16 protein-coding genes are annotated in these 19,063 nt (G+C 68.2%); all 16 read right to left on the reverse strand.

Annotated features, from left to right (window positions below):
- Window positions 1-12 precede the first annotated feature (12 nt).
- A complete protein-coding gene (locus tag WC971_05615; GenBank protein MFA5844293.1) occupies window positions 13-1,041 on the reverse strand; it encodes a dipeptide ABC transporter ATP-binding protein in 1,029 nt (342 codons plus the stop codon).
- 1 nt (window position 1,042) lies between these two features.
- Complete coding sequence (locus WC971_05620) at window positions 1,043-2,062, reverse strand: ABC transporter ATP-binding protein (protein MFA5844294.1); 1,020 nt, start codon at window positions 2,060-2,062, stop codon at window positions 1,043-1,045.
- Between the two features lie 3 nt (window positions 2,063-2,065).
- The gene (locus WC971_05625; GenBank protein MFA5844295.1) at window positions 2,066-2,989 is read right to left on the reverse strand and encodes an ABC transporter permease; all 924 of its coding nucleotides are present in this window, start codon (window positions 2,987-2,989) and stop codon (window positions 2,066-2,068) included.
- 71 nt (window positions 2,990-3,060) lie between these two features.
- Complete coding sequence (locus WC971_05630) at window positions 3,061-4,035, reverse strand: ABC transporter permease (protein MFA5844296.1); 975 nt, start codon at window positions 4,033-4,035, stop codon at window positions 3,061-3,063.
- A gap of 106 nt (window positions 4,036-4,141) precedes the next feature.
- Window positions 4,142-5,860: a peptide ABC transporter substrate-binding protein gene (locus tag WC971_05635; protein ID MFA5844297.1), complete on the reverse strand. Its 1,719-nt coding sequence runs from the start codon at window positions 5,858-5,860 to the stop codon at window positions 4,142-4,144.
- Between the two features lie 167 nt (window positions 5,861-6,027).
- The gene (gene secG / locus WC971_05640; GenBank protein ID MFA5844298.1) at window positions 6,028-6,270 is read right to left on the reverse strand and encodes a preprotein translocase subunit SecG; all 243 of its coding nucleotides are present in this window, start codon (window positions 6,268-6,270) and stop codon (window positions 6,028-6,030) included.
- A 52-nt stretch (window positions 6,271-6,322) separates the two neighbouring features.
- Entirely contained in the window at window positions 6,323-7,858 is a 1,536-nt protein-coding gene (gene gpmI / locus WC971_05645; protein ID MFA5844299.1) for a 2,3-bisphosphoglycerate-independent phosphoglycerate mutase, read from the reverse strand.
- 5 nt (window positions 7,859-7,863) lie between these two features.
- Window positions 7,864-8,631: a triose-phosphate isomerase gene (gene tpiA, locus WC971_05650; GenBank protein ID MFA5844300.1), complete on the reverse strand. Its 768-nt coding sequence runs from the start codon at window positions 8,629-8,631 to the stop codon at window positions 7,864-7,866.
- Between the two features lie 5 nt (window positions 8,632-8,636).
- Window positions 8,637-9,833: a phosphoglycerate kinase gene (locus tag WC971_05655; protein MFA5844301.1), complete on the reverse strand. Its 1,197-nt coding sequence runs from the start codon at window positions 9,831-9,833 to the stop codon at window positions 8,637-8,639.
- 6 nt (window positions 9,834-9,839) lie between these two features.
- The gene (gap, locus tag WC971_05660) at window positions 9,840-10,841 is read right to left on the reverse strand and encodes a type I glyceraldehyde-3-phosphate dehydrogenase (protein MFA5844302.1); all 1,002 of its coding nucleotides are present in this window, start codon (window positions 10,839-10,841) and stop codon (window positions 9,840-9,842) included.
- Between the two features lie 106 nt (window positions 10,842-10,947).
- Window positions 10,948-11,910 (reverse strand): DNA-binding protein WhiA, encoded by a 963-nt coding sequence (gene whiA, locus WC971_05665; GenBank protein ID MFA5844303.1) that lies wholly within the window; start codon window positions 11,908-11,910, stop codon window positions 10,948-10,950.
- On the reverse strand, window positions 11,911-12,840 hold the full coding sequence (locus tag WC971_05670; protein MFA5844304.1) for a gluconeogenesis factor YvcK family protein: 930 nt from the start codon (window positions 12,838-12,840) through the stop codon (window positions 11,911-11,913).
- Window positions 12,837-13,754 (reverse strand): RNase adapter RapZ, encoded by a 918-nt coding sequence (gene rapZ / locus WC971_05675; GenBank protein MFA5844305.1) that lies wholly within the window; start codon window positions 13,752-13,754, stop codon window positions 12,837-12,839. The genes WC971_05670 and rapZ overlap by 4 nt, the downstream gene beginning before the upstream one ends.
- Window positions 13,755-13,764: 10 nt before the next feature.
- Entirely contained in the window at window positions 13,765-14,112 is a 348-nt protein-coding gene (locus WC971_05680) for a phage holin family protein (protein ID MFA5844306.1), read from the reverse strand.
- A 14-nt stretch (window positions 14,113-14,126) separates the two neighbouring features.
- Window positions 14,127-15,989 carry an excinuclease ABC subunit UvrC gene (gene uvrC / locus WC971_05685; protein ID MFA5844307.1) on the reverse strand — a complete coding sequence of 621 codons (1,863 nt, stop codon included), beginning with the start codon at window positions 15,987-15,989 and terminating at the stop codon, window positions 14,127-14,129.
- Between the two features lies 1 nt (window position 15,990).
- On the reverse strand, window positions 15,991-18,840 hold the full coding sequence (gene uvrA / locus WC971_05690; GenBank protein ID MFA5844308.1) for an excinuclease ABC subunit UvrA: 2,850 nt from the start codon (window positions 18,838-18,840) through the stop codon (window positions 15,991-15,993).
- Between the last annotated feature and the right edge of the window lie 223 nt (window positions 18,841-19,063).

Genomic DNA, 19,063 nt, shown 5'->3' on the forward strand with positions numbered 1-19,063 from the left:
GACCAGGACCCGTCACGACGCCTTCGAGACGGGCGCGCATGCCTTCGACAGCGGGATGGGACACGCCTTGGCGAAATGGCATGCCGCGAAGTGCCCGGCCGAGACCTCCCGAAGCTCCGGCTCCTGCTCGACGCACAGCGGCAGCTCGGCGATAGGGCACCTGGTGTGGAATCGACACCCGGTGGGCGGATCGATGGGGCTCGGCACGTCGCCGGCGAGGATGATGCGCTCGCGCACCCGCTGCTTGTGGGGATCCGGCACCGGGACTGCCGAGAGCAGCGACTGTGTGTACGGGTGGAACGGCTCGTCGTAGAGGGTGCGCCAATCGCTCGTCTCCACGATCTTGCCGAGGTACATCACCGCGACACGCTCCGAGATGTGCCGCACGACCGAGAGGTCGTGGGCGATGAACACGTAAGCGAGCCCGAGGTCGCGCTGCAGGTCCGTCAGCAGGTTGATGATCTGCGCCTGGATGGAGACGTCGAGGGCGGAGACCGGCTCGTCGCAGATGATGAGCTTCGGGTTGAGCGCGAGCGCGCGAGCGACTCCGATGCGCTGCCGCTGGCCGCCCGAGAACTCGTGGGGGTAGCGGTTGATGTGCTCGGGGTTGAGCCCCACGAGGTCGAGAAGCTCGCGCGCGCGGCGCTTGTGGTCCGCATGCGTGCCGATGCGGTGGATGACCAGCGGCTCCGCCACGATCTCCCCGACCGTCATGCGCGGGTTCAGGGACGCGTACGGGTCCTGGAAGATGAACTGGACCTCTCTGCGGAAGGCCTTGAGCGATGCGCCCTTCAGCTTCCGGACGTCACGGTCCTCGAACGTCAGCGCCCCCGACGTCGGCTCGGTCAGACGCATCACGCACCGGCCAGTGGTCGACTTCCCGCATCCCGACTCTCCGACGAGCCCGAGCGTCTTGCCCGCGTCGACCGAGAAGGACACGTCCTCGACAGCGCTCACGTGCGCCCCGATGCGCGACAGGAGAACGCCCCGGTTCACCGGGAACCGTTTCGTCAGGTGCTCGACTCTCAGCAGGGGCGCCATGTCATGCTCCCCCGACTCGGCACGCGACGTTCTCGCGTCTGAACGACGGATCGTCGGAGAAGTGACATGCGGAGTGGTGACCCGACGCCACCTCGCGCAGCACGGGCGTCTCCACACGGCAGCGATCGCGAGCGTGCGGGCATCGCGGATGGAACGCGCAGCCGCTCGGGACGTCTATCAGGCTCGGCGGCTGGCCGTCGATCGGGCACAGCTCGCCCTTGTCCTCGATGTCGTACCGCGGAAGGCTGTCGAGCAGCCCCCACGTGTACGGATGCAGCGGCGTGTAGAAGACCGTCTCGGCGGCGCCGTACTCGACCGGCCGGCCCGCGTACATCACGAGGATCCGGTCGGCCATGTCGGCGACGACCCCGAGATCGTGCGTGATGAGGATGATCGCCGATCCGGTCTTCGCCTGCAGCTCGACCATCAGCTCGAGTATCTGGGCCTGGATCGTCACGTCGAGAGCGGTCGTCGGCTCGTCAGCGATCAGGATGTCGGGGTCGCAGGCGAGCGCCATCGCGATCATGGCTCGCTGACGCATGCCGCCGGAGAACTGGTGGGGATAGTCGCGCGCCCTCTGGGATGGGTTCGGTATACCGACGAGATCGAGCAGCTCGAGACCTCGCGACCACGCTTCCCGTCGCGACATACCCTTGTGGATCATCAGCGGCTCGGCGATCTGGTGGCCGATGCGGTAGACGGGGTTCAGAGACGTCATCGGGTCCTGGAAGATCATCGCTATCCGGTTCCCGCGGATGTGCCGGACATCGTCCTCCTTCATGGCGAGAAGGGACTCACCCTTGAAGAGGACGTCGCCTCCCTCGACCTTCCCGGGAGGCATCGGGATGAGCCGCATCATCGTCAGCGCGGTGACCGACTTCCCGGAGCCCGACTCGCCGACGACCCCTAACGTCTCGCCGCGGTCGAGCGAATACGACACCCCGTCGACGGCCTTCACGACACCGTCGCGCGTGTGGAAGTACATCTTCAGACCATCGACCTTGAGAAGTCCTTCGGTCATCGGTCAGTCCTTCAGCTTGACGTCGAGCGCGTCGCGGATGCCGTCGCCGAGCAGCGTGAACGCGAGGACCGTGCTCAGGATCGCGAGACCGGGCCAGAAGACGAGACCCGGATTCGACGTCAGGTAGACGCGCCCGTCCTCGATCATCCGGCCCCACGAAGGGGTAGGCGGAGCGATCCCGAGCCCGAGGAACGACAGCGCCGCCTCGGTGAGGATGGCGCCGCCCACGGACATCGTGGCGTAGACGACGATGGGCGCGATCGCGTTCGGCATGATGTGGCGCATCATCAGGCGCAGGTCGCTGGCCCCGAGGGCGCGACCAGCGTCGATGTAGTCGTTCTCCTTCACGGACAGGATCGATGAGCGGAAGACTCTAGCGATGGACGGCCAGCCGAGCACGCCGATGGTCAGGAACACCGGCACGATGCCGCGCTGCGATTTCGGGAGCACCGAAAGCAGCAGGATCGCGAAGAGGATGTACGGGAAGGCCAGGAAGACGTCGGCGACCCGCATGATCAAGGTGTCGACGAACCCCGAGTAGTATCCCGACAGCGAACCCAGGATGAGGCCGATCACCACCGACACCATGACGGCGAGGATGCCGACGGAGAGCGAGATCCGCGAACCGTAGACGACACGCGCGAATATGTCCCTGCCGAGGTCGTCGGTCCCGAGCGGGTGAGCGAAGGACGGGTTCTGCAACCGGTCGCGCATCGCCCGCACCGTGTCGATCCGGATCGGAGAGCCGAAGACGCGCGGCACCCAAGCGTCGGCGCTGACCGCGGCGATCGCGACGATGACGAGCCATCCGAGCGCCACCAGAGCGAGCCGATTCCTGCGCAATCGGCCCCAAGCGTCGCCCCAGAGCGTGCGGCTCGCGCGCTCGGCGCTCTCCTCGTACGGTCCCGAAGGAGGCGTGGCCGGCATCCCGGAGCGGTACTCCTTCACCGCATGCTCCTCAGCCCGGTCCTTCGAGATGTGATCGTCGCCCATCGCCATCACTCCCCCGTCCCCTCGCCGTAGCGTATGCGGGGATCGAGGAACGCGTACGATAGATCGACGAGCAGGTTCACGGTGAGCACCGCGAAGAGGACGAGTGCGACACCACCGAAGACGACGGGGTAGTCCCGTGCGCCGATCGCGCGGTAGATGGTGAATCCGACCCCGGGCCAGTTGAAGACGGTCTCTGTGAGGATGGCGCCCGAGAGCATCCCGCCGAGGTCGAGACCGATGAACGTGACCACGGGGATCAGCGCGTTCTTCATCTCGTGGCCCCACAGCACGCCCCCGCCCGTGAGACCCTTCGCGTACGCCGTGCGGACGTAGTCCTGCCCGGCCACCTCGAGCAGCTGGCTGCGCATTATCCGCGCGGCGTAGGCCGTCGAGACGGATGCGAGGGTGATCGAGGGCAGGATGAGATGCACCCAACTCGGGAAGACCGACCCGCTCGCTCCGGATATGGGCAGGAAGAAGGTCGCGCCGGTCCAGTTGCGGAGCAGTATGCCGAAGAAGTACTGGAGCATCAGCCCCAGCCAGAAGACGGGCAGCGCCACCAGGACCGACGTGGACAACGTGACGAGCATGTCCCAGATGGAGTATTGCCTCACCGCCGAGACGATGCCCGCGCCGACACCGACGAGGATCTCGATGAGTATCGCGGCGAACGCGAGCCGCATGGTGTACGGATACGTCTCCTTGAAGATCACCGCGACCTTGCGGCCGGTGTAGATCGAAGTGCCGAGATCGCCGTGGGCAAGCTGCTTGAGGTAGACGCCGTACTGCACGTACCACGGCTTGTCCAGCCCGAACTCTTTGCGTATCTCCCGGTAGACCGCGGGCGAGATCGACTTCTCGCCGGCGCGAAGCGCCACGGGATCCCCGGGAAGGATGGTCGTGATGAAGAAGAGAAGGAGCGTCACTCCGAAGAAGACCGGGATGAACTGGACGACCCTTCGGATGAGGTACCTGAACATCTCAACCCTTCTCGGCCGGGCCGTTCGAAACGGGTGGCAGGACACCCGTGCGAGTGCCCTGCCACCCCTTCACGAACAGTGATGGTGCGCCCTGCTTCGCAGGTCCCTACTTGCCGCCGCCCGTGAGCCACGCCTTCGGGAAGTCCGCGAGGTTCATCGCGGAGTACGTCAGGTCGTGGACGCGCTCGGAGCCGACGTGGTGATGCTTGTAGAACATGACCGGGATGACCGGCAGTGCTTCGCCGATCGTCTTGTCGATCGCTTGCCAAGCCTTGATGCGCTCGGCCCCGTCGGTGATCTTACGGGCATCGACCATCTGCTTGTCGATCTCGGTGTTGGCGTACTTGGAGTAGTTGTCGGTCGAGGTGCTCAGGAACAGCGGGTACAGGAAGTTGTCGGCGATCGGGTAGTCGGCGGACCAGCCGAGGCGGCCGATCTGGACCTTGCCCGCGTCGAGCTGCTTCAGGTACGTCGCGAAGTCCGGCGTGCTGTCGATCTTCGCCTTCAGGCCGATGACGGCCAGGTCGGACTGGACGAGCTCCATGATCTTCTGGTGCCCGCCGTCCGCGTTGAACGAGAGGCCGAACTGCGGGGCGCCGGTACCGTCCGGATAGCCGGCGTCGGCGAGCGCCTTCTTGGCGGCCGCGACGTCGTAGACAGAATCTGCCCACACGCCCTTCTCGTAGCCCGCGATGCCCGGCGGGATGATGTTGTCCGCGGGCTCACGCGTGCTGGAGAAGATGGTGTCGCAGATCGCCTGGCGGTTGATCGCGAGAGAGACCGCTTTGCGCACGTCCGGGTTCTTGAAGAACGGATCGGGGGTGTTGATCAAGAGGTAGTACACGGAGTTCTCCGCGCCGAGCAGGGCCTGCTTGCCCGGCTGGACCGTGTAACCGTTGGAGGAGACGCCGTACTTGGTCTTCGCATCGTCGATCTTACCCTCGCCGATCTGTGCGAAGTCCAGGTTCCCGCCCTCGAACTCGAGGTACGCGGTATCGGGGTCCTTGAAGCTGCGGAACTCGATCCCGTCCAGGAGAGGCGCGTCGCCGGCGTAGTTCTCGTTGGCGACCGTCTTGATGTACTGGCCGTGCTTCCACGGCTCGGCCATCTTGAACGGGCCGTTGCCGATCGGCATGTCGCCGAAGGGAACCTTCGCGCCGTTGTAGTCGACGCCACCCTCGACGAGCGCCTTCGGTACCGGAGCCAGCGCCGGGTGCGCAACGACGTATTCGAAGTCGGCGAACGCGTACGTGAGCGTGACCTCGAGCGTCGTGTCGTCGATGGCCTTGACGCCGCTCATCTCGGTCGCCTTACCGGCCTGCACGTCGCCGTAACCCTTCACGGCGCCGAGGTGGTAGCTGATGACCGACGGATCGGCCTTTCCGGTGCCTGTGTTGAGCGTCTTCGGGTTGGCGATGCGGTTCCACGCGTAGACGAAGTCCTGCGCGGTGACCGGGGTGCCGTCCGCGAACTTGCCGTCAGCGCGGAGCTTGAACGTCCACACCGTGGCGTCGGCGTTCGGCTGCCACGACTCGGCGGCCGCCGGGATGATCTTCGACGCGTCGAGCGCGTCGAACGCGGTCAGGCTGTCGAAGAGAGCCTGCTCGACCTGGGTACCCTCGGACTCCTGGGTGTTGTACGGGTCGATGTAGGCCGGCTCGCCGACGTAATAGCGCAGCGTGCCCCCCTTGACGGGCTCATCCGTCGCGGGCTTCTCGGTGGTGTCCGTCTTCTTGGCCGCACACCCCGCCGCACCGCCCACCATGGCGAATGCGAGCGCCAGGCACACGACGAGGACCAGGGTCGAACGAAGTCTACCGGACAATCTCCTCCTCCTCCTCTCCCCTCACGGGAACACTCCAACGCAACATGTTATCCCCAACCAGTCTCCCTTTCATTGCATCGAAAGACAAGCGGACGTGAATATCCCCTGGCAGGGTAGGAAGAGCTGTTTCGCGCCGATCCCTCGCGCAGTTAGCTGGAGCTTCCCGGTCAGGCGGGGCGGTAGACGATCATGAGCAGCACGGATGTCGCCGCGAATCCCACCGCGAAGGCGATGGTGATCCGGTCGAGGTTGCGCTCGATGATACCGGTGCCGCTCCCCGTGCTCGGCATCATACCGCCGAGCATCTGCGACAGGCCGGTGCCCTTGCCCGAGTGGAGGAGCACGAAGACGATGAGACCCACCGCGCAGACCAGGTGGGCGATCATTATGATGGCGACGATTGGGGTCACTGCTGTCTCCTAGCGGGTATCTGTGCGGACCCGCGTCAGTATAGCCGCAGGGTCAGTCTCGCAGCAACAGCGACGACCCGGTCCACTGTGCCGGAGCCGCGAGACCGATGATGTCCAGCAGGCTGGGAGCGACGTCCGCGAGTATGCCGCCCTCGCGCACGCCGGTCACACCGGCGGCGTCGACGATCAAGGGCACGCGGTCCGTCGTGTGCGCGGTGAACGGCGACTTCCCGTCCGCGTCGAGCATGCGCTCGGCGTTCCCGTGATCGGCCGTCACGACGAGCGCGCCCCCCGCGGCGCGCACGGCCTCGGCGACTCTGCCGACACAGGCGTCCACCGCCTCGACGGCGGCGACGGCCGCGCCGACGATCCCCGTGTGCCCGACCATGTCGCAGTTGGCGTAGTTCGCCAGGTAGACGTCCGCGCGGCCCTCGCGGATCGCCGAGACGAGCGCGTCCGTCACCTCGACGGCGCTCATCTCCGGCTTCAGGTCGTACGTGGCGACCTTGGGACTCGGAACGAGTACCCTCTCCTCACCCGGCTTAGGCGTCTCGACGCCGCCGTTCAGGAAGAAGGTCACGTGTGCGTACTTCTCGGTCTCCGCGATGTGCAACTGGCGAAGACCGGCGGAAGCGAGGACGTCCGCCAGCACGTTGCGCGGGAAGTCCTTCGGGAACGCCACCGGCGCAGGGATGGTCGGGTCGTACTCGGTGAGGCAGACGAACCGCGTGCTCGGCAGCACCGGCCGAGGGAACCCGTCGAACCCCGGGTCGACGAAGGCGCGCGTCAGCTCTCGAGCCCGGTCGGGGCGGAAGTTGAAGAAGACCAGCGCGTCCCCGTCTCCGACCGTCGTCGCGGGAGCGCCTCCCGGCCGGACGATCGTCGGCTCCACGAACTCGTCCGTCACTCCCGCCGCGTACGACGCTTTCAGCGCGCCGGCGGCGGACTCGGCCACCCTACCCTCGCCTGAGACGAGCGCTCTCCACGCCCGCTCGACACGGTCCCAGCGCTTGTCGCGGTCCATCGCCCAGTAGCGGCCGGTCAAGGTCGCTATCGCCCCGACGCCGACCTCGGCGAGGAACCCCTCGAGCCGCTCCACGTACCCCACTCCGCTCTCGGGGGGCGTGTCGCGCCCGTCGAGGAACGCGTGGACGAAGATGCTCCGGGCGCCCCTGTCCGCGGCCATGCGCACGAGCGCGAGCAGGTGGTCGATGTGGCTGTGCACGCCTCCATCGGAGAGAAGCCCCATGAAGTGGATGGCGCGGCCCCCGCGCACGGCCTCGTCGAAGGACTCGACGAGGACGGCGTTGGTCGCCAGCGTGCCGTCCGAGACCGCCAGGTCGATGCGCGTGAGCTCCTGGTAGACGACACGTCCCGCGCCGATGTTGAGGTGCCCGACCTCCGAGTTGCCCATCTGTCCCGGCGGCAGGCCCACGGCGAGACCGGATGCGTACAGCGTCGTGTGCGGGCAAGTCGCGATCAGGCCGTCGAGCACGGGGGTGCGCGCGAGCGTCACCGCGTTCCCGGGCCCCGCGGGCGCGACCCCCCAGCCGTCGAGGACGAGCATCGCTACCGGGAGGTGCGGCATGTCCCTCAGCGCGCCGCCTCGACGATCGCCGCGAACGAGTCGGCGTCGAGCGCCGCCCCTCCGACGAGCGCGCCGTCGATATCCGGCTCGACGAAGAACATCTTCGCGTTCTCAGCCTTCACGGACCCGCCATAGAGCACCCGGGCGGCGATCGCCGCAGGCGGACCGAACATCGCGCCGACGGTGGCTCGCAGGCAGCGAGCCACGTCGTTGGCGACCTCGGGTATCGGCGTGTGGCCGGTGCCGATCGCCCACAGCGGCTCGTACGCGACGACCACGCGGGCGGCCTCTTCCGGCGAGATGCCCTCGAGACCGGCTCGCACCTGCGCTCGCACGAACGTCTCGGTCTCCCCCGCCTCGTGTGTGGCAAGGCTCTCCCCCACGCAGACGATCGGGGTGATGCCCTCGGCGAAAAGCGCCTTGACCTTGCGGTTCACGGTCTCGTCCGTCTCGCCGAAGTACTGGCGGCGCTCCGAATGTCCGACGATGCACCAATCGCACCTCAGTTCCTTGAGCATCCGCGGAGCCACGGCGCCGGTGAAAGCGCCCTCGCTCTCCCAATGGACGTCCTGGGCACCGAGACCGATGCGGCACTTGTCGAGTTCGATGACCGTCGACGCCGCCTTGAGGCCGGTGAAAGGCGGGCAGACGGCGACGTCCACCGCGTCCCACAGCTTCTCCACGCGCTCGGCGACGTCCTGGACGAGCAGGGCTCCTTCGCCCGATGTGGTGTACATCTTCCAGTTGCCGGCGATGAGCATCCTGCGCTCCATGGCCTTCAGCCCTCCTTGTCCATGAGGGCGTCGACGCCGGGCAGCGCCCCGCCCTCGAGCAGCTTCATCGAAGCGCCGCCTCCGGTGGAGACGAACGTCATGCGCTCCTCGAGATCGAACTTCTTCAGCGCCGCGTCGGAGTCTCCCCCGCCGACGACGCTGACCGCGCGTGTGTTGCGCGCGATCGCGACCGCCACCTCGCGGGTGCCGGACTCGAACGGGGCGAGCTCGAAGACGCCCATCGGACCGTTCCAGAAGATGGTGCGCGCGTCGGCGATGGCCCCCTTGAACAGCTCGATCGTCGTCGGACCGATGTCGAGGCCCATCTGCGTGGGAGGGATCTCCTCCCGGCCGACGACCTTCGTCTCGACGTCCTCGGCGATGGCGTCGGCCACGATGAAGTCGACCGGGAGCAGCAGGTCCACCCCGCGCGCCTTCGCCTTCGCGAGCATCTCCCGGGCGTGGTCGACCTGGTCGGCCTCCATGAGCGACTTGCCTACATCGAGGCCCATGGCGACGAGGAACGTGAAGCACATGCCGCCGCCGACGACGAGCCGGTCGACGACGTCGATCATGCGGTCGATGACCCCGAACTTGTCCGAGACCTTCGAGCCGCCGAGGATGGCGACGAACGGGTGCTGGGCGTCGGAGATCATCGACGAGAGCGTCTCGACCTCGCGAGCGAGCAGGAGCCCCGCCACCGCCGGCAGCAGGTGCGCCACGCCCTCCGTGGACGCGTGCGCGCGGTGCGCGGCACCGAATGCGTCGTCGACGTAGATGTCGGCGAGCGCGGCGAGCTCCTTCGCGAAGGCGGGGTCGTTCGTCTTCTCGCCCGGCTCGAAGCGGACGTTCTCGAGAAGGAGCACCTCGCCGGGGACCATGCGCTCGACGCGCTCGGTCACTTCCGGGCCGACGACGACGTCCATCTTGTGGACGTTGCGGCCGAGGAGCTTCTCGAGCGAACGGCGGACCGGCTCGAGCCGGAACCGGTCGTCGGGCTTCCCCTCCGGACGGCCGAGATGGCTCGCGAGGATGACCTTCGCGCCGTGGTCCATGAGGTAGCGGATCGTGGGCAGGGCCGCGCGGATGCGGGTGTCGTCGGCGACCGCGCCGGACTCGGTGAGCGGCACGTTGAAGTCGACGCGCACGAACACGCGCTTCCCCGCGACATCGATGTCGCGGACGGTCTTCTTCGAGAACATCTCCGGCTACCCGACGAGCTTGATGATGTCGCGCACGCGGTTGCTGTAGCCCCACTCGTTGTCGTACCAGGCGACGCACTTCACGAACGACCCGGTGCCGCCCATGACCATCGTCTGGAGCGAGTCGAAGATGGACGACGCGGGATTCCCCACCACGTCGATGGAGACGATCGGGTCCTCGCAGTACTCGAGGATGCCCTTCATCGGGCCGTCCGCGGCCTTCTTCATCGCGGCGTTGATCTCGTCGCGCGTGACGTCGCGGCCGAGCTCGGCGACGAGGTCGACGACGGAGCCGTCGGGCGTCGGGACGCGCATCGACATACCGTCGAGCTTGCCCTTGATGTCCGGCAGCACGAGGCCGATGGCCTTGGCAGCGCCGGTGCTCGTCGGGATGATCGACATCGCGGCGGCGCGGGCGCGGCGCAGGTCCTTGTGGGGCTGGTCGAGGATGACCTGATCGTTCGTGTACGAGTGGATCGTGTTCATGAACCCGGCCTTGAGACCGAAGGAGTCGCGCAAGACCATCGCGAACGGCGCGAGGCAGTTCGTGGTGCACGACGCGTTGCTGATGATGTGGTGCTTGTCCGGATCGTAATCGCCGTCGTTGACGCCCATGACGATGGTGACGTCCTCGTTCTTCGCCGGAGCCGAGATGATGACCTTACGCGCGCCCGCCGCGATGTGGGCCTTCGCCTTCTCCGCGTCGGTGAACAGGCCGGTCGACTCGACGACGACATCGACCCCGAGCGCCTTCCACGGTAGCGCCCCCGGATCGCGCTCGGAGACGACACGCACCGCGCGGCCGTCGACGGAGAATCCGTCCCCCTCCGCCACGACGCGGGTCCCGAAGCGTCCGTGGACCGAGTCGTACTTGAGCAGATGCGCCAGCGTGGCCGCGTCGGTCAGGTCGTTGACCGCGACGATCTCGATGTCCTTGTCGGCCGCGCAAGCACGGAAGACGAGGCGCCCGATCCGACCGAACCCGTTGATGCCTACCTTGATGGCCATCCGTGTTCCCTCCTCGATGCCGGACTCCCCTTCGGCCCCTGACGCCTTGAAGCGGCGCCGGACCGTTCATGCCGCCATTGATGGTATCCGAAACAACCCCCGCTCATCACTTCCCGCTCGACCGGCGCGCGCCGGCGTCGGCGCCGAGACGCACCGCGAGCTGCTCGAGACGGCGGACGCGATGGTAGACGGCGGATTTCGTGAGCGGCGGGACGGCGAGCTCGCCCAGCTCCCTCAGACTCACCTCCGGGTTGTCGAGGCGCAACTGCGCGAGCTCCCGCAGCGCGGGCGGCAGGCTGCCCAGGCCGCGCGTGTCCTCGAGACGCTGGATCGTGCGCACCTGGTCGATCGCGGCGTCGGCGGTCTTCTGGAGGTTCGCCGTCTCGGCGTTCACCAGACGGTTCACGTCGTTGCGCATGCCCTTCACGATCCTGACGTCCTCCGTCCGCAGCAGCGCACGATGCGCGCCTGCGAGCGCGAGGAACGTGACGATCGGCTCGGCGCCCTTCAGGTACACGGCGTACGCGCCTCGCCGCCGCGTGACCTTCGCGACCACCTCGAACCGGGCCATGAGGGCGACGAGATCGTCCGCCATCTCGGGGGTCTCGGCGGTCAGCTCGAAATGGAAGTCGCCGTGCGGGTCGGCGACGAACCCGCCGCCGAGGAACGTCCCGCGCAGGTACGCGATGGCGCAGCAGTCCCGCTTCACGAGCCGCGGGTCGATCCCGTACTCGAGACCGTGGCTCTCGTCGAGGACACCGAGCTCGGCCAGCGCGTCCTTGAGCTTCGGTTGCGCCGGCACCGTGATGAGGTAGTTGTTCGTCCGATGGAGCACCGAGCGGCGGACCGTCAGCTCGGTCTTCAGACCGTAGAGGCCGTGAAGGAGCTTGATCGTCTTGCGCGCGACGGGAGCGGTCTCGGTTGCGATCTCGAGCCGGTAGTTGTCGTTCCCCGTGAGATGCAGCGTCCCCTCGACACGCACGAGCGCGGCGAGCTCGGACTTCCTGCAGCAGACCTTGCGTCCCTCGACGCGCGACAGCTCGTCCTTGACCTCGGCGGTGAACGACACCTACAACACCTCCGACAGGACGGCGCCGAGTCTGTCGGCGGCGTGGCGACGGGGGTCGGCGGGGTCGGCGAGATCGGCCGCCACGACGCGCGCACCGCGCGCTGCGATCCGCTCGCGCGCGGAGACGTCGGCCGCCACCGCCTCGAGGTCTTCTCCGGCCGGACCGTCGTGGACGATCGCCACGTCGAGGCGAGCGAGACCGTGGGCGAACAGCGCGTCGACGTGATCGGCCGCGTCCATGCCCTTCGTCTCGCCGCGCTGGTTCGCGACGTTGCACACGTAGACGACGGCGGCACGAGTGTCGCGCAGGGCGTCGGCTATCCCCGCGACGAGAAGGTTCGGGACGAGACTCGTGTACAGGCTGCCCGGCCCGATGACGACCGCGTCCGCTTCGAGGACCGCCTCGATCGCGCGCGGATCGGCCGCGGGCGAGGCAGGCTCGAGATGGACGCGCATCGGCGGGCGGGGGCCATGGGCCACGCGGGCCTGCCCGACCGTGTAGCGGCCGTCGGCGTCCTCGGCGTAGAGCAGGACGTCGGACAGCGTCGAGGGCAACACGGCTCCGCGGGCGCCGAGCAGGCGCCCCGCCGCCTCGACCCCCGCCGGGAAGCCGCCCTCGAGATCCGCGAGAGCGGCGATCACGAGGTTCCCGAGCGCGTGACCCTCGAGGCCCTCGCCCGAGGGGAAACGGTACTGGAAGACGCGCGCGAGCTCGTTGCCGGGAGCCGCGAGCGCGACGAGGCAGTTGCGGATGTCGCCGGGCGGCAGCATGCCGAGCGCCTCGCGCAAGCGCCCCGAAGACCCGCCGTCGTCGGCGACGGCCACCACCGCGGTCGTCTCGAAGCCCGACGCCAGCAGGCAGCGCAGCACCGTCGGCAACCCGGTGCCGCCGCCGACAGCGACGGCGCGGCGCGCGGAGTCCCCGCTCACTTCGCCCCTTGGTCCTTGGCGATGTCGCGGTGCGCGACGCCCGCCATGTACCCGAGCGCGCGCAGGTGCGCGGCGGTCTCCTCGGCAAGCACGACGCTGCGGTGCATGCCTCCGGTACAGCCGAGCGCGACGAGCAGGTGCGTCTTGCCTTCCGCCAGGTAACTCGGGAGCAGGGAGTCGAGAAGGCCGAACCAGTGCTGGAGGAAGACCTCCGTCTCGGACCGCTCGAGGACGAACCGGCGCACCGGCTTCGACAGCCCTGTGTGAGAGCGCAGGCGCCGCACGTAGAACGGGTTCGGCAGGAAGCGCACGTCCATGACGATGTCGGCGTCGATGGGCAGCCCGTACTTGAAGCCGAACGACTCCACGCTCACGGCGAGCGCGTCGCTCGCGCGTTCCGCCAGGAACTGCTCCCGGATGGCCGTGCGCAGCTGCTGGGTGGTGAGGTCGCTTGTGTCGAGGATGAGGTCGGCCCGGCCGCGGATCGAGTGGAGCACCGTCCGTTCCGCGCGGATGCCGTCGATGGTCGAGGCCGCCTCGCGCAGCGGATGACGGCGGCGCGTCTGCTTGAAGCGGCTCACCAGCGTCTTGTCGTCGGCCTCGAGGAAGAGGAGCTTGAACGGGATGCCCGCGTCCTCGAGGGCGACGAGAGCGTCGTAGAGCTGGCTGAAGAACTCCATGGCGCGCACGTCACACACGACCGCGACCTTGTCGATGCGGCTGCCGGGCAGCGTCGTGAGCTCGACCACCTGGCTGATGAAGGAAGGCGGGAGGTTATCGATGCAGAAGTAGCCGAGGTCCTCGAACGTGTGGATCGCCTCGCTGCGCCCGGCTCCGGACATGCCGGTGATGACGACGAGCTCGGGGCCCTGCCCGGTCGGAGCCGCTTCGCGATCCTCGATGTTGTCCGCCATGCCCCTCGCCTCAGTCCGACTCGACGAGCCGCGTGAGCACCGAGGTCACGGCCGCGATGATCAGCGACGCGAGCACGGTGCGGAAGAAGCCCACCGTGTGGACGCCCGGGACGACGGCGGCCACGAGGTAGAACATCAGGGCGTTTATGACGAGGGCGAAGAGGCCGAGCGTGATCACCGTGACCGGGAAGGAGATGACGCTGACCACCGGTTTGACGAACGCGTTGACGAAGGCGAGCGCGACCGCGGCGATGAGCGCGGCGACGAACGTGTCCACCACGATCAGCGACCCGCGCGAGATGTACGCGACGCCGAAGATCGTCATCGCGGAGACGAGCATGCGGAGCGCGAAACGCACGGCGGCCTCCCCTCTCACCTGGTCGCGTCCCAGTATAGCAGCGTGGCCGACACGTCCTGTGCGACCTTGCGCGGCACGCCCGGCACCGCGGCGATCTCCTCCACCGTCGCCTCACGCAGGCGGCGCACGGAGCCGAACGCCTTGAGCAGCGCCTTCTTGCGGGTCGGGCCGAGACCGGGCACGTCGTCGAGGACAGAGGCGGTCATCGCCTTGCCCCTGAGGTCGCGATGGTAGGTGACCGCGAAGCGGTGCGCTTCGTCCCGGACCCGCTTCACGAGGAAGAGCGACGCCGACCCGGCGGGAAGGACGACCGGCTCCTCCCACCCGGGGACGAAGAGTTCCTCCTCGCGCTTGGCGAGCGCGACGACGGGGATGCCGGTGACGCCGGCGTCCGCGAGCGCGGCCAGCGCCGCCGACAGCTGCGGCTTCCCGCCGTCGACGATGAGCAGGTCCGGCCGGGTCGCGAAACGCTTCCCCTCGCGGCCCTCGCGCGCGAACCGGCGGCGCAGGACCTCGCCCATCATCGCCACGTCGTTCGACTCACCGGTGTCCAGACGCACGCGGAAACGGCGGTAGCCCGCGGTGTCCGGCCTGCCGCCCGAGAAGACGACCATCGAGCCGACCGAGTGGCGCCCGTGCAGCGTCGAGATGTCGAAGCACTCGATGCGCAACGGCGGCACCGGCAGCGCGAGCGCGCTCTCGAGCTGGAGCAGCGCCGCGTTGACGCGCTCCTCGTCGTAGCGCGTCCGCGACTTGTAGCGCATGAGCGTGTGGCGCGCGTTGGTGGCGGCGAGGTCCGCGAGGTCGCGCTTGAGGCCGCGCTCGGGCACCACGAGGCGGACCTTCGAGCCGCGCAGCCCCGAGAGCCATCCCTCGACGCCCTCGTCGCCCTCGGGCGAAGCCGAGACCACGACCTCTCTGGGGACGTGCGACGCCTGGCCGTAGTAGCGCAGGAGGAAGCCTTCGACCAGGTCCGCCTCGGGGACGTCGAGCCCCTTGTCGAGGACGAACTCGTTGCCGTACAGCACGCGCCCCTCGCGCACGGCGAGCAGGTGGACGCCGGTGACGGTCTCCTCGCGCTCGAAGCCGACCACGTCCATGTCGAGCGGTTTCTCGGAGACGATCCGCTGCCGCTCGAGGACGCGGCCGACGGCGTCCAGCGCGTTGCGGTAGCGCGCGGCGCGCTCGAAGTCGAGATCGGCGGCGGCCTCGCGCATCCTTGAGGCAAGCTCGTCGGCGACGCCGCGATGGCGTCCCTCGAGGAACGCTACGACGCGCCCGACGGCGTCCGCATACTCCTCGCGCGTGACGGCACCGACGCAAGGGCCGGGACCTTTCCCCACGTGGAAGTCGAAACAGGCCTTGCCGGTCGGCTCGCCGCCATGCGCACTCAGGCGCTTCCACTGCTCGCAGGTGGCGACGCATATCGGGTAGACGCGCCGCACGGCCTCGATCGTCGCGCGCGCCGCGCGGGAGTCGGTGTAGGGGCCGAAGTAGCGCGTCCCCTCCCTGTGCTTCTCGCGGGTGAACTTGATGGAGGGGAACGGATCGGCGCAGGTGATGGCGATGAACGGGTAGCTCTTATCGTCGCGGAAGTCGACGTTGAAAGGCGGGTCGAACTGCTTTATCAGGTTCGACTCGAGGATGAGGCTTTCGGCCTCGCTGTCCGTGACGACGTAATCGAACGAGGCGACCCGCTCCATCAGCATCGGGATCTTCTCGCGGTCGTCGTGGCCGCCCACGTACTGGCGCATGCGCTTGCGCAGCGAGCGCGCCTTGCCGACGTAGAGGACGGCGCCCTCGGCGTCCTTCCACAGGTAGACACCGGTGGCGTCCGGTACGTCCGCGAGGCGTTCGCTGACGGTGCGGTCGGCCACGCTACCTCCCGAGCTCCGGCGCGATGGTGGCGCCGCGCCCCTCGAGCACCGGCTTGAGGAACCGCCCCGTGTGCGAGGTCGGATGCGCGGCGATATCCTCCGGCGTGCCCGTCACGACGATCTCGCCGCCGAGATCGCCGCCTTCCGGGCCGAGGTCGATGATGTGGTCGGCGGACTTCACGACGTCGAGGTTGTGCTCGATGACGAGCACGGTGTTCCCGCCGTCGACGAGGCGCTGGAGCACGATCAGCAGCTGGCGCACGTCGTCGAAGTGCAGGCCGGTCGTCGGCTCGTCGAGGATGTAGAAGGTCCGCCCCGTGCTCCGGCGCTGGAACTCGCTGGCGAGCTTGACGCGCTGCGCCTCTCCGCCCGAGAGCGTCGTCGCCGGCTGGCCGAGCTTGACGTAGCCGAGCCCGACGTCGAAGAGCGTCTGGAGCTTACGGCGGATCGGCGGGATGTTCTCGAAGAACGCGAGCGCCTCCTCGACCGACATCGCGAGCACGTCGGAGACGGTCTTGCCCTTGTAGGCGACCTGGAGCGTCTCGCGGTTGTAGCGCGCGCCGCCGCAGACCTCGCACGGCACGTAGACGTCGGGCAGGAAGTGCATCTCTATCTTGATCTGGCCGTCGCCCTTGCACGCCTCGCATCGCCCGCCGGCGACGTTGAAGGAGAAGCGCCCCGGCGAGTAGCCGCGGATCTTCGCCTCCGGGGTGGAGGCGAACAGCGAGCGCACGTCGTCCCAGAGGCCGGTGTAGGTCGCGGGGTTCGAGCGCGGCGTGCGGCCGATGGGACCCTGATCGATGACGACGACCTTGTCGACCGCGCCGAGGCCTTCGATGCGCTCGTGGCGGCCCGTGCGATGGCGCGTGCGGTAGACGGCGTTCGAGAGCGCCGGCGCGAGCGTGTCGGCGACGAGCGAGGACTTCCCGGAGCCCGAGACGCCGGTGACGACGACGAAGCTGCCGAGCGGCACGCGCACGTCGATCCCCTTGAGGTTGTTCTCGGTCGCGCCGATCAGCTCGATCGCCCCGTGCGTCGGCTCCCTGCGCTTCCCCGGCATGGGGATGCGCCGCCGCCCCGAGAGGTAGTCGCCGGTGAGCGACCCTTCGCACGCGAGGATGTCGTCGGGCGTGCCCAGGCAAACCACCTCGCCGCCGTGCTCGCCGGCGCCCGGCCCCATGTCGACGACGAAGTCCGCCGCGCGGATCGTCTCCTCGTCGTGCTCGACGACGATGACCGTGTTCCCGAGGTCGCGCAGGCGCTCCATCGTCCCGATGAGGCGCGCGTTGTCGCGCTGGTGCAGGCCGATCGACGGCTCGTCGAGGATGTAGAGGACGCCCATCAGACCGGAGCCGATCTGCGTGGCGAGCCGGATGCGCTGCGCCTCGCCGCCCGAGAGCGTGGCGGTCGCGCGCTCGAGCGTGAGGTAGTCGAGCCCGACGTCGACGAGGAAGCGGAGGCGCTCGAGGATCTCCTTGATGACGCGCGCGGCGATGACGTTCTCGCGCTCGGTGAGCTCGACGCCCTGGAAGAACGCGACGGAGTCCTTCGCGGAGAGGCGCGTCACCTCGTTGATGTTCTTGCCGCCGAAGGTGACCGCGAGTATCGCAGGCTTGAGGCGCGCGCCGCCGCACGCCTTGCACGGGATGAGCGAGAGGTACTCCTCGAGCTTCTCCTTGCTCCCCTCGGACTCGGTCTCCTCGTAGCGGCGCTTGACCATGTTCACAGCGCCCTCGAACCGAGTGTGCCAGTACGTCTCGCGGCCGTCGCGCGTGGTGTAGTCCATGCGGATGCGCTTGTCGCCGAGGCCGTAGAGAGCGGCCTTGCGCGTCTTCTCGGGCAGCTTCTCCCAGGGGGTGTCGAGGCTGATCGACTCGTTCTTCGCGAACGCCGCGAGCAGCTGCGGGTAGTACGTCTGCCCGCGGAAGGGCTTGAGCGCGCCGTCGGCGATGGAGAGCCTGACGTCGGGGACGATGAGGTCGGGGTCGGGCTCGAGGTGCGCGCCGAGGCCGAGGCAGGTCGGGCACGCGCCGTACGGGTTGTTGAAGGAGAAGTCGCGTGGCGCGAGGTCGTCGAGGGAGACGCCGTGCTCTGGACAGGCGAGCGCCTGCGAGAAGGAGAGCTCGTCGCCGTCGGCGGGCTGCACGCGGACCGTGCCGTCGGCGAGACGCAGCGCCACCTCGACGCTGTCGGCGAGGCGCGAGCGCACGCCTTCCTTGAGGACGATGCGGTCGACCACCACGTCGATGTCGTGCTTGTACTTCTTGTCGAGCGCGATCTCCTCGTCGAGGCCGCGGACCTCGCCGTCGACGCGCACGCGGGTGAAGCCCTCGCGGCGCAGGTCGTCGAGGAGCTTGCCGTACTCCCCCTTGCGCCCGCGCACGACCGGCGCGAGCACGGTCAGGCGCGCACCGGAGCCGAGCTCGGCGATGAGGTCGACGATCTGCTCGGGCGTCTGGCGCTCGATACGCCGCCCGCACACCGGGCAGTGCGGTACGCCGACCCGCGCGAAGAGCAGGCGCAGGTAGTCGTAGATCTCGGTGACCGTGCCCACTGTGGAGCGAGGGTTCTTCGAGGTGGTCTTCTGGTCGATGGAGACCGCCGGAGAGAGGCCCTCGATGTGGTCGACGTCGGGCTTGTCCATCTGCCCGAGGAACTGGCGCGCGTAGGCGGAGAGCGACTCGACGTAGCGGCGCTGGCCCTCCGCGTAGATGGTGTCGAAGGCGAGCGAGGACTTGCCGGAGCCCGAGAGCCCGGTGATGACTACGAGGCGGTCGCGCGGGATGTCGAGGTCGAAGCCCTTGAGGTTGTGCTCGCGGGCGCCGCGTATCGATATGCGTTCGAGGGGCAAGACCGGTTCTCCTTCGCGAGGCGTTCGCGGACGATTCTTCAGTATACGCCCGGGGAGGAGGGGGTGGGGGACGTTGCACAGACTGCGTATTGCCCGCCCGCTCGGCGTCTAACTGCTGGAACTCCCATGGCGTATCGTGTTACGCAGAAGGCGGGAGCTGCGTCGAGGGATTACCAGTTCTGTCTATACACCGTTAGACGCAGCACTTCTCGGAGGGGGGACG

It is taken from the genome of Coriobacteriia bacterium (assembly GCA_041658765.1).
Lineage (GTDB): Bacteria > Actinomycetota > Coriobacteriia > Anaerosomatales > JBAZZO01 > JBAZZO01.

Excerpts from the sequence above, each read along its gene's own strand:
- WC971_05615 (MFA5844293.1), bottom strand. The coding sequence starts at position 1,041 with ATGGCGCCCCTGCTGAGAGTCGAGCACCTGACGAAACGGTTCCCGGTG.
- WC971_05620 (MFA5844294.1), bottom strand. The coding sequence starts at position 2,062 with ATGACCGAAGGACTTCTCAAGGTCGATGGTCTGAAGATGTACTTCCAC.
- WC971_05625 (MFA5844295.1), bottom strand. The coding sequence starts at position 2,989 with ATGCCGGCCACGCCTCCTTCGGGACCGTACGAGGAGAGCGCCGAGCGC.
- WC971_05630 (MFA5844296.1), bottom strand. The coding sequence starts at position 4,035 with ATGTTCAGGTACCTCATCCGAAGGGTCGTCCAGTTCATCCCGGTCTTC.
- gpmI (MFA5844299.1), bottom strand. The coding sequence starts at position 7,858 with ATGCCGCACCTCCCGGTAGCGATGCTCGTCCTCGACGGCTGGGGGGTC.
- tpiA (MFA5844300.1), bottom strand. The coding sequence starts at position 8,631 with ATGGAGCGCAGGATGCTCATCGCCGGCAACTGGAAGATGTACACCACA.
- WC971_05655 (MFA5844301.1), bottom strand. The coding sequence starts at position 9,833 with ATGTTCTCGAAGAAGACCGTCCGCGACATCGATGTCGCGGGGAAGCGC.
- gap (MFA5844302.1), bottom strand. The coding sequence starts at position 10,841 with ATGGCCATCAAGGTAGGCATCAACGGGTTCGGTCGGATCGGGCGCCTC.
- rapZ (MFA5844305.1), bottom strand. The coding sequence starts at position 13,754 with ATGGCGGACAACATCGAGGATCGCGAAGCGGCTCCGACCGGGCAGGGC.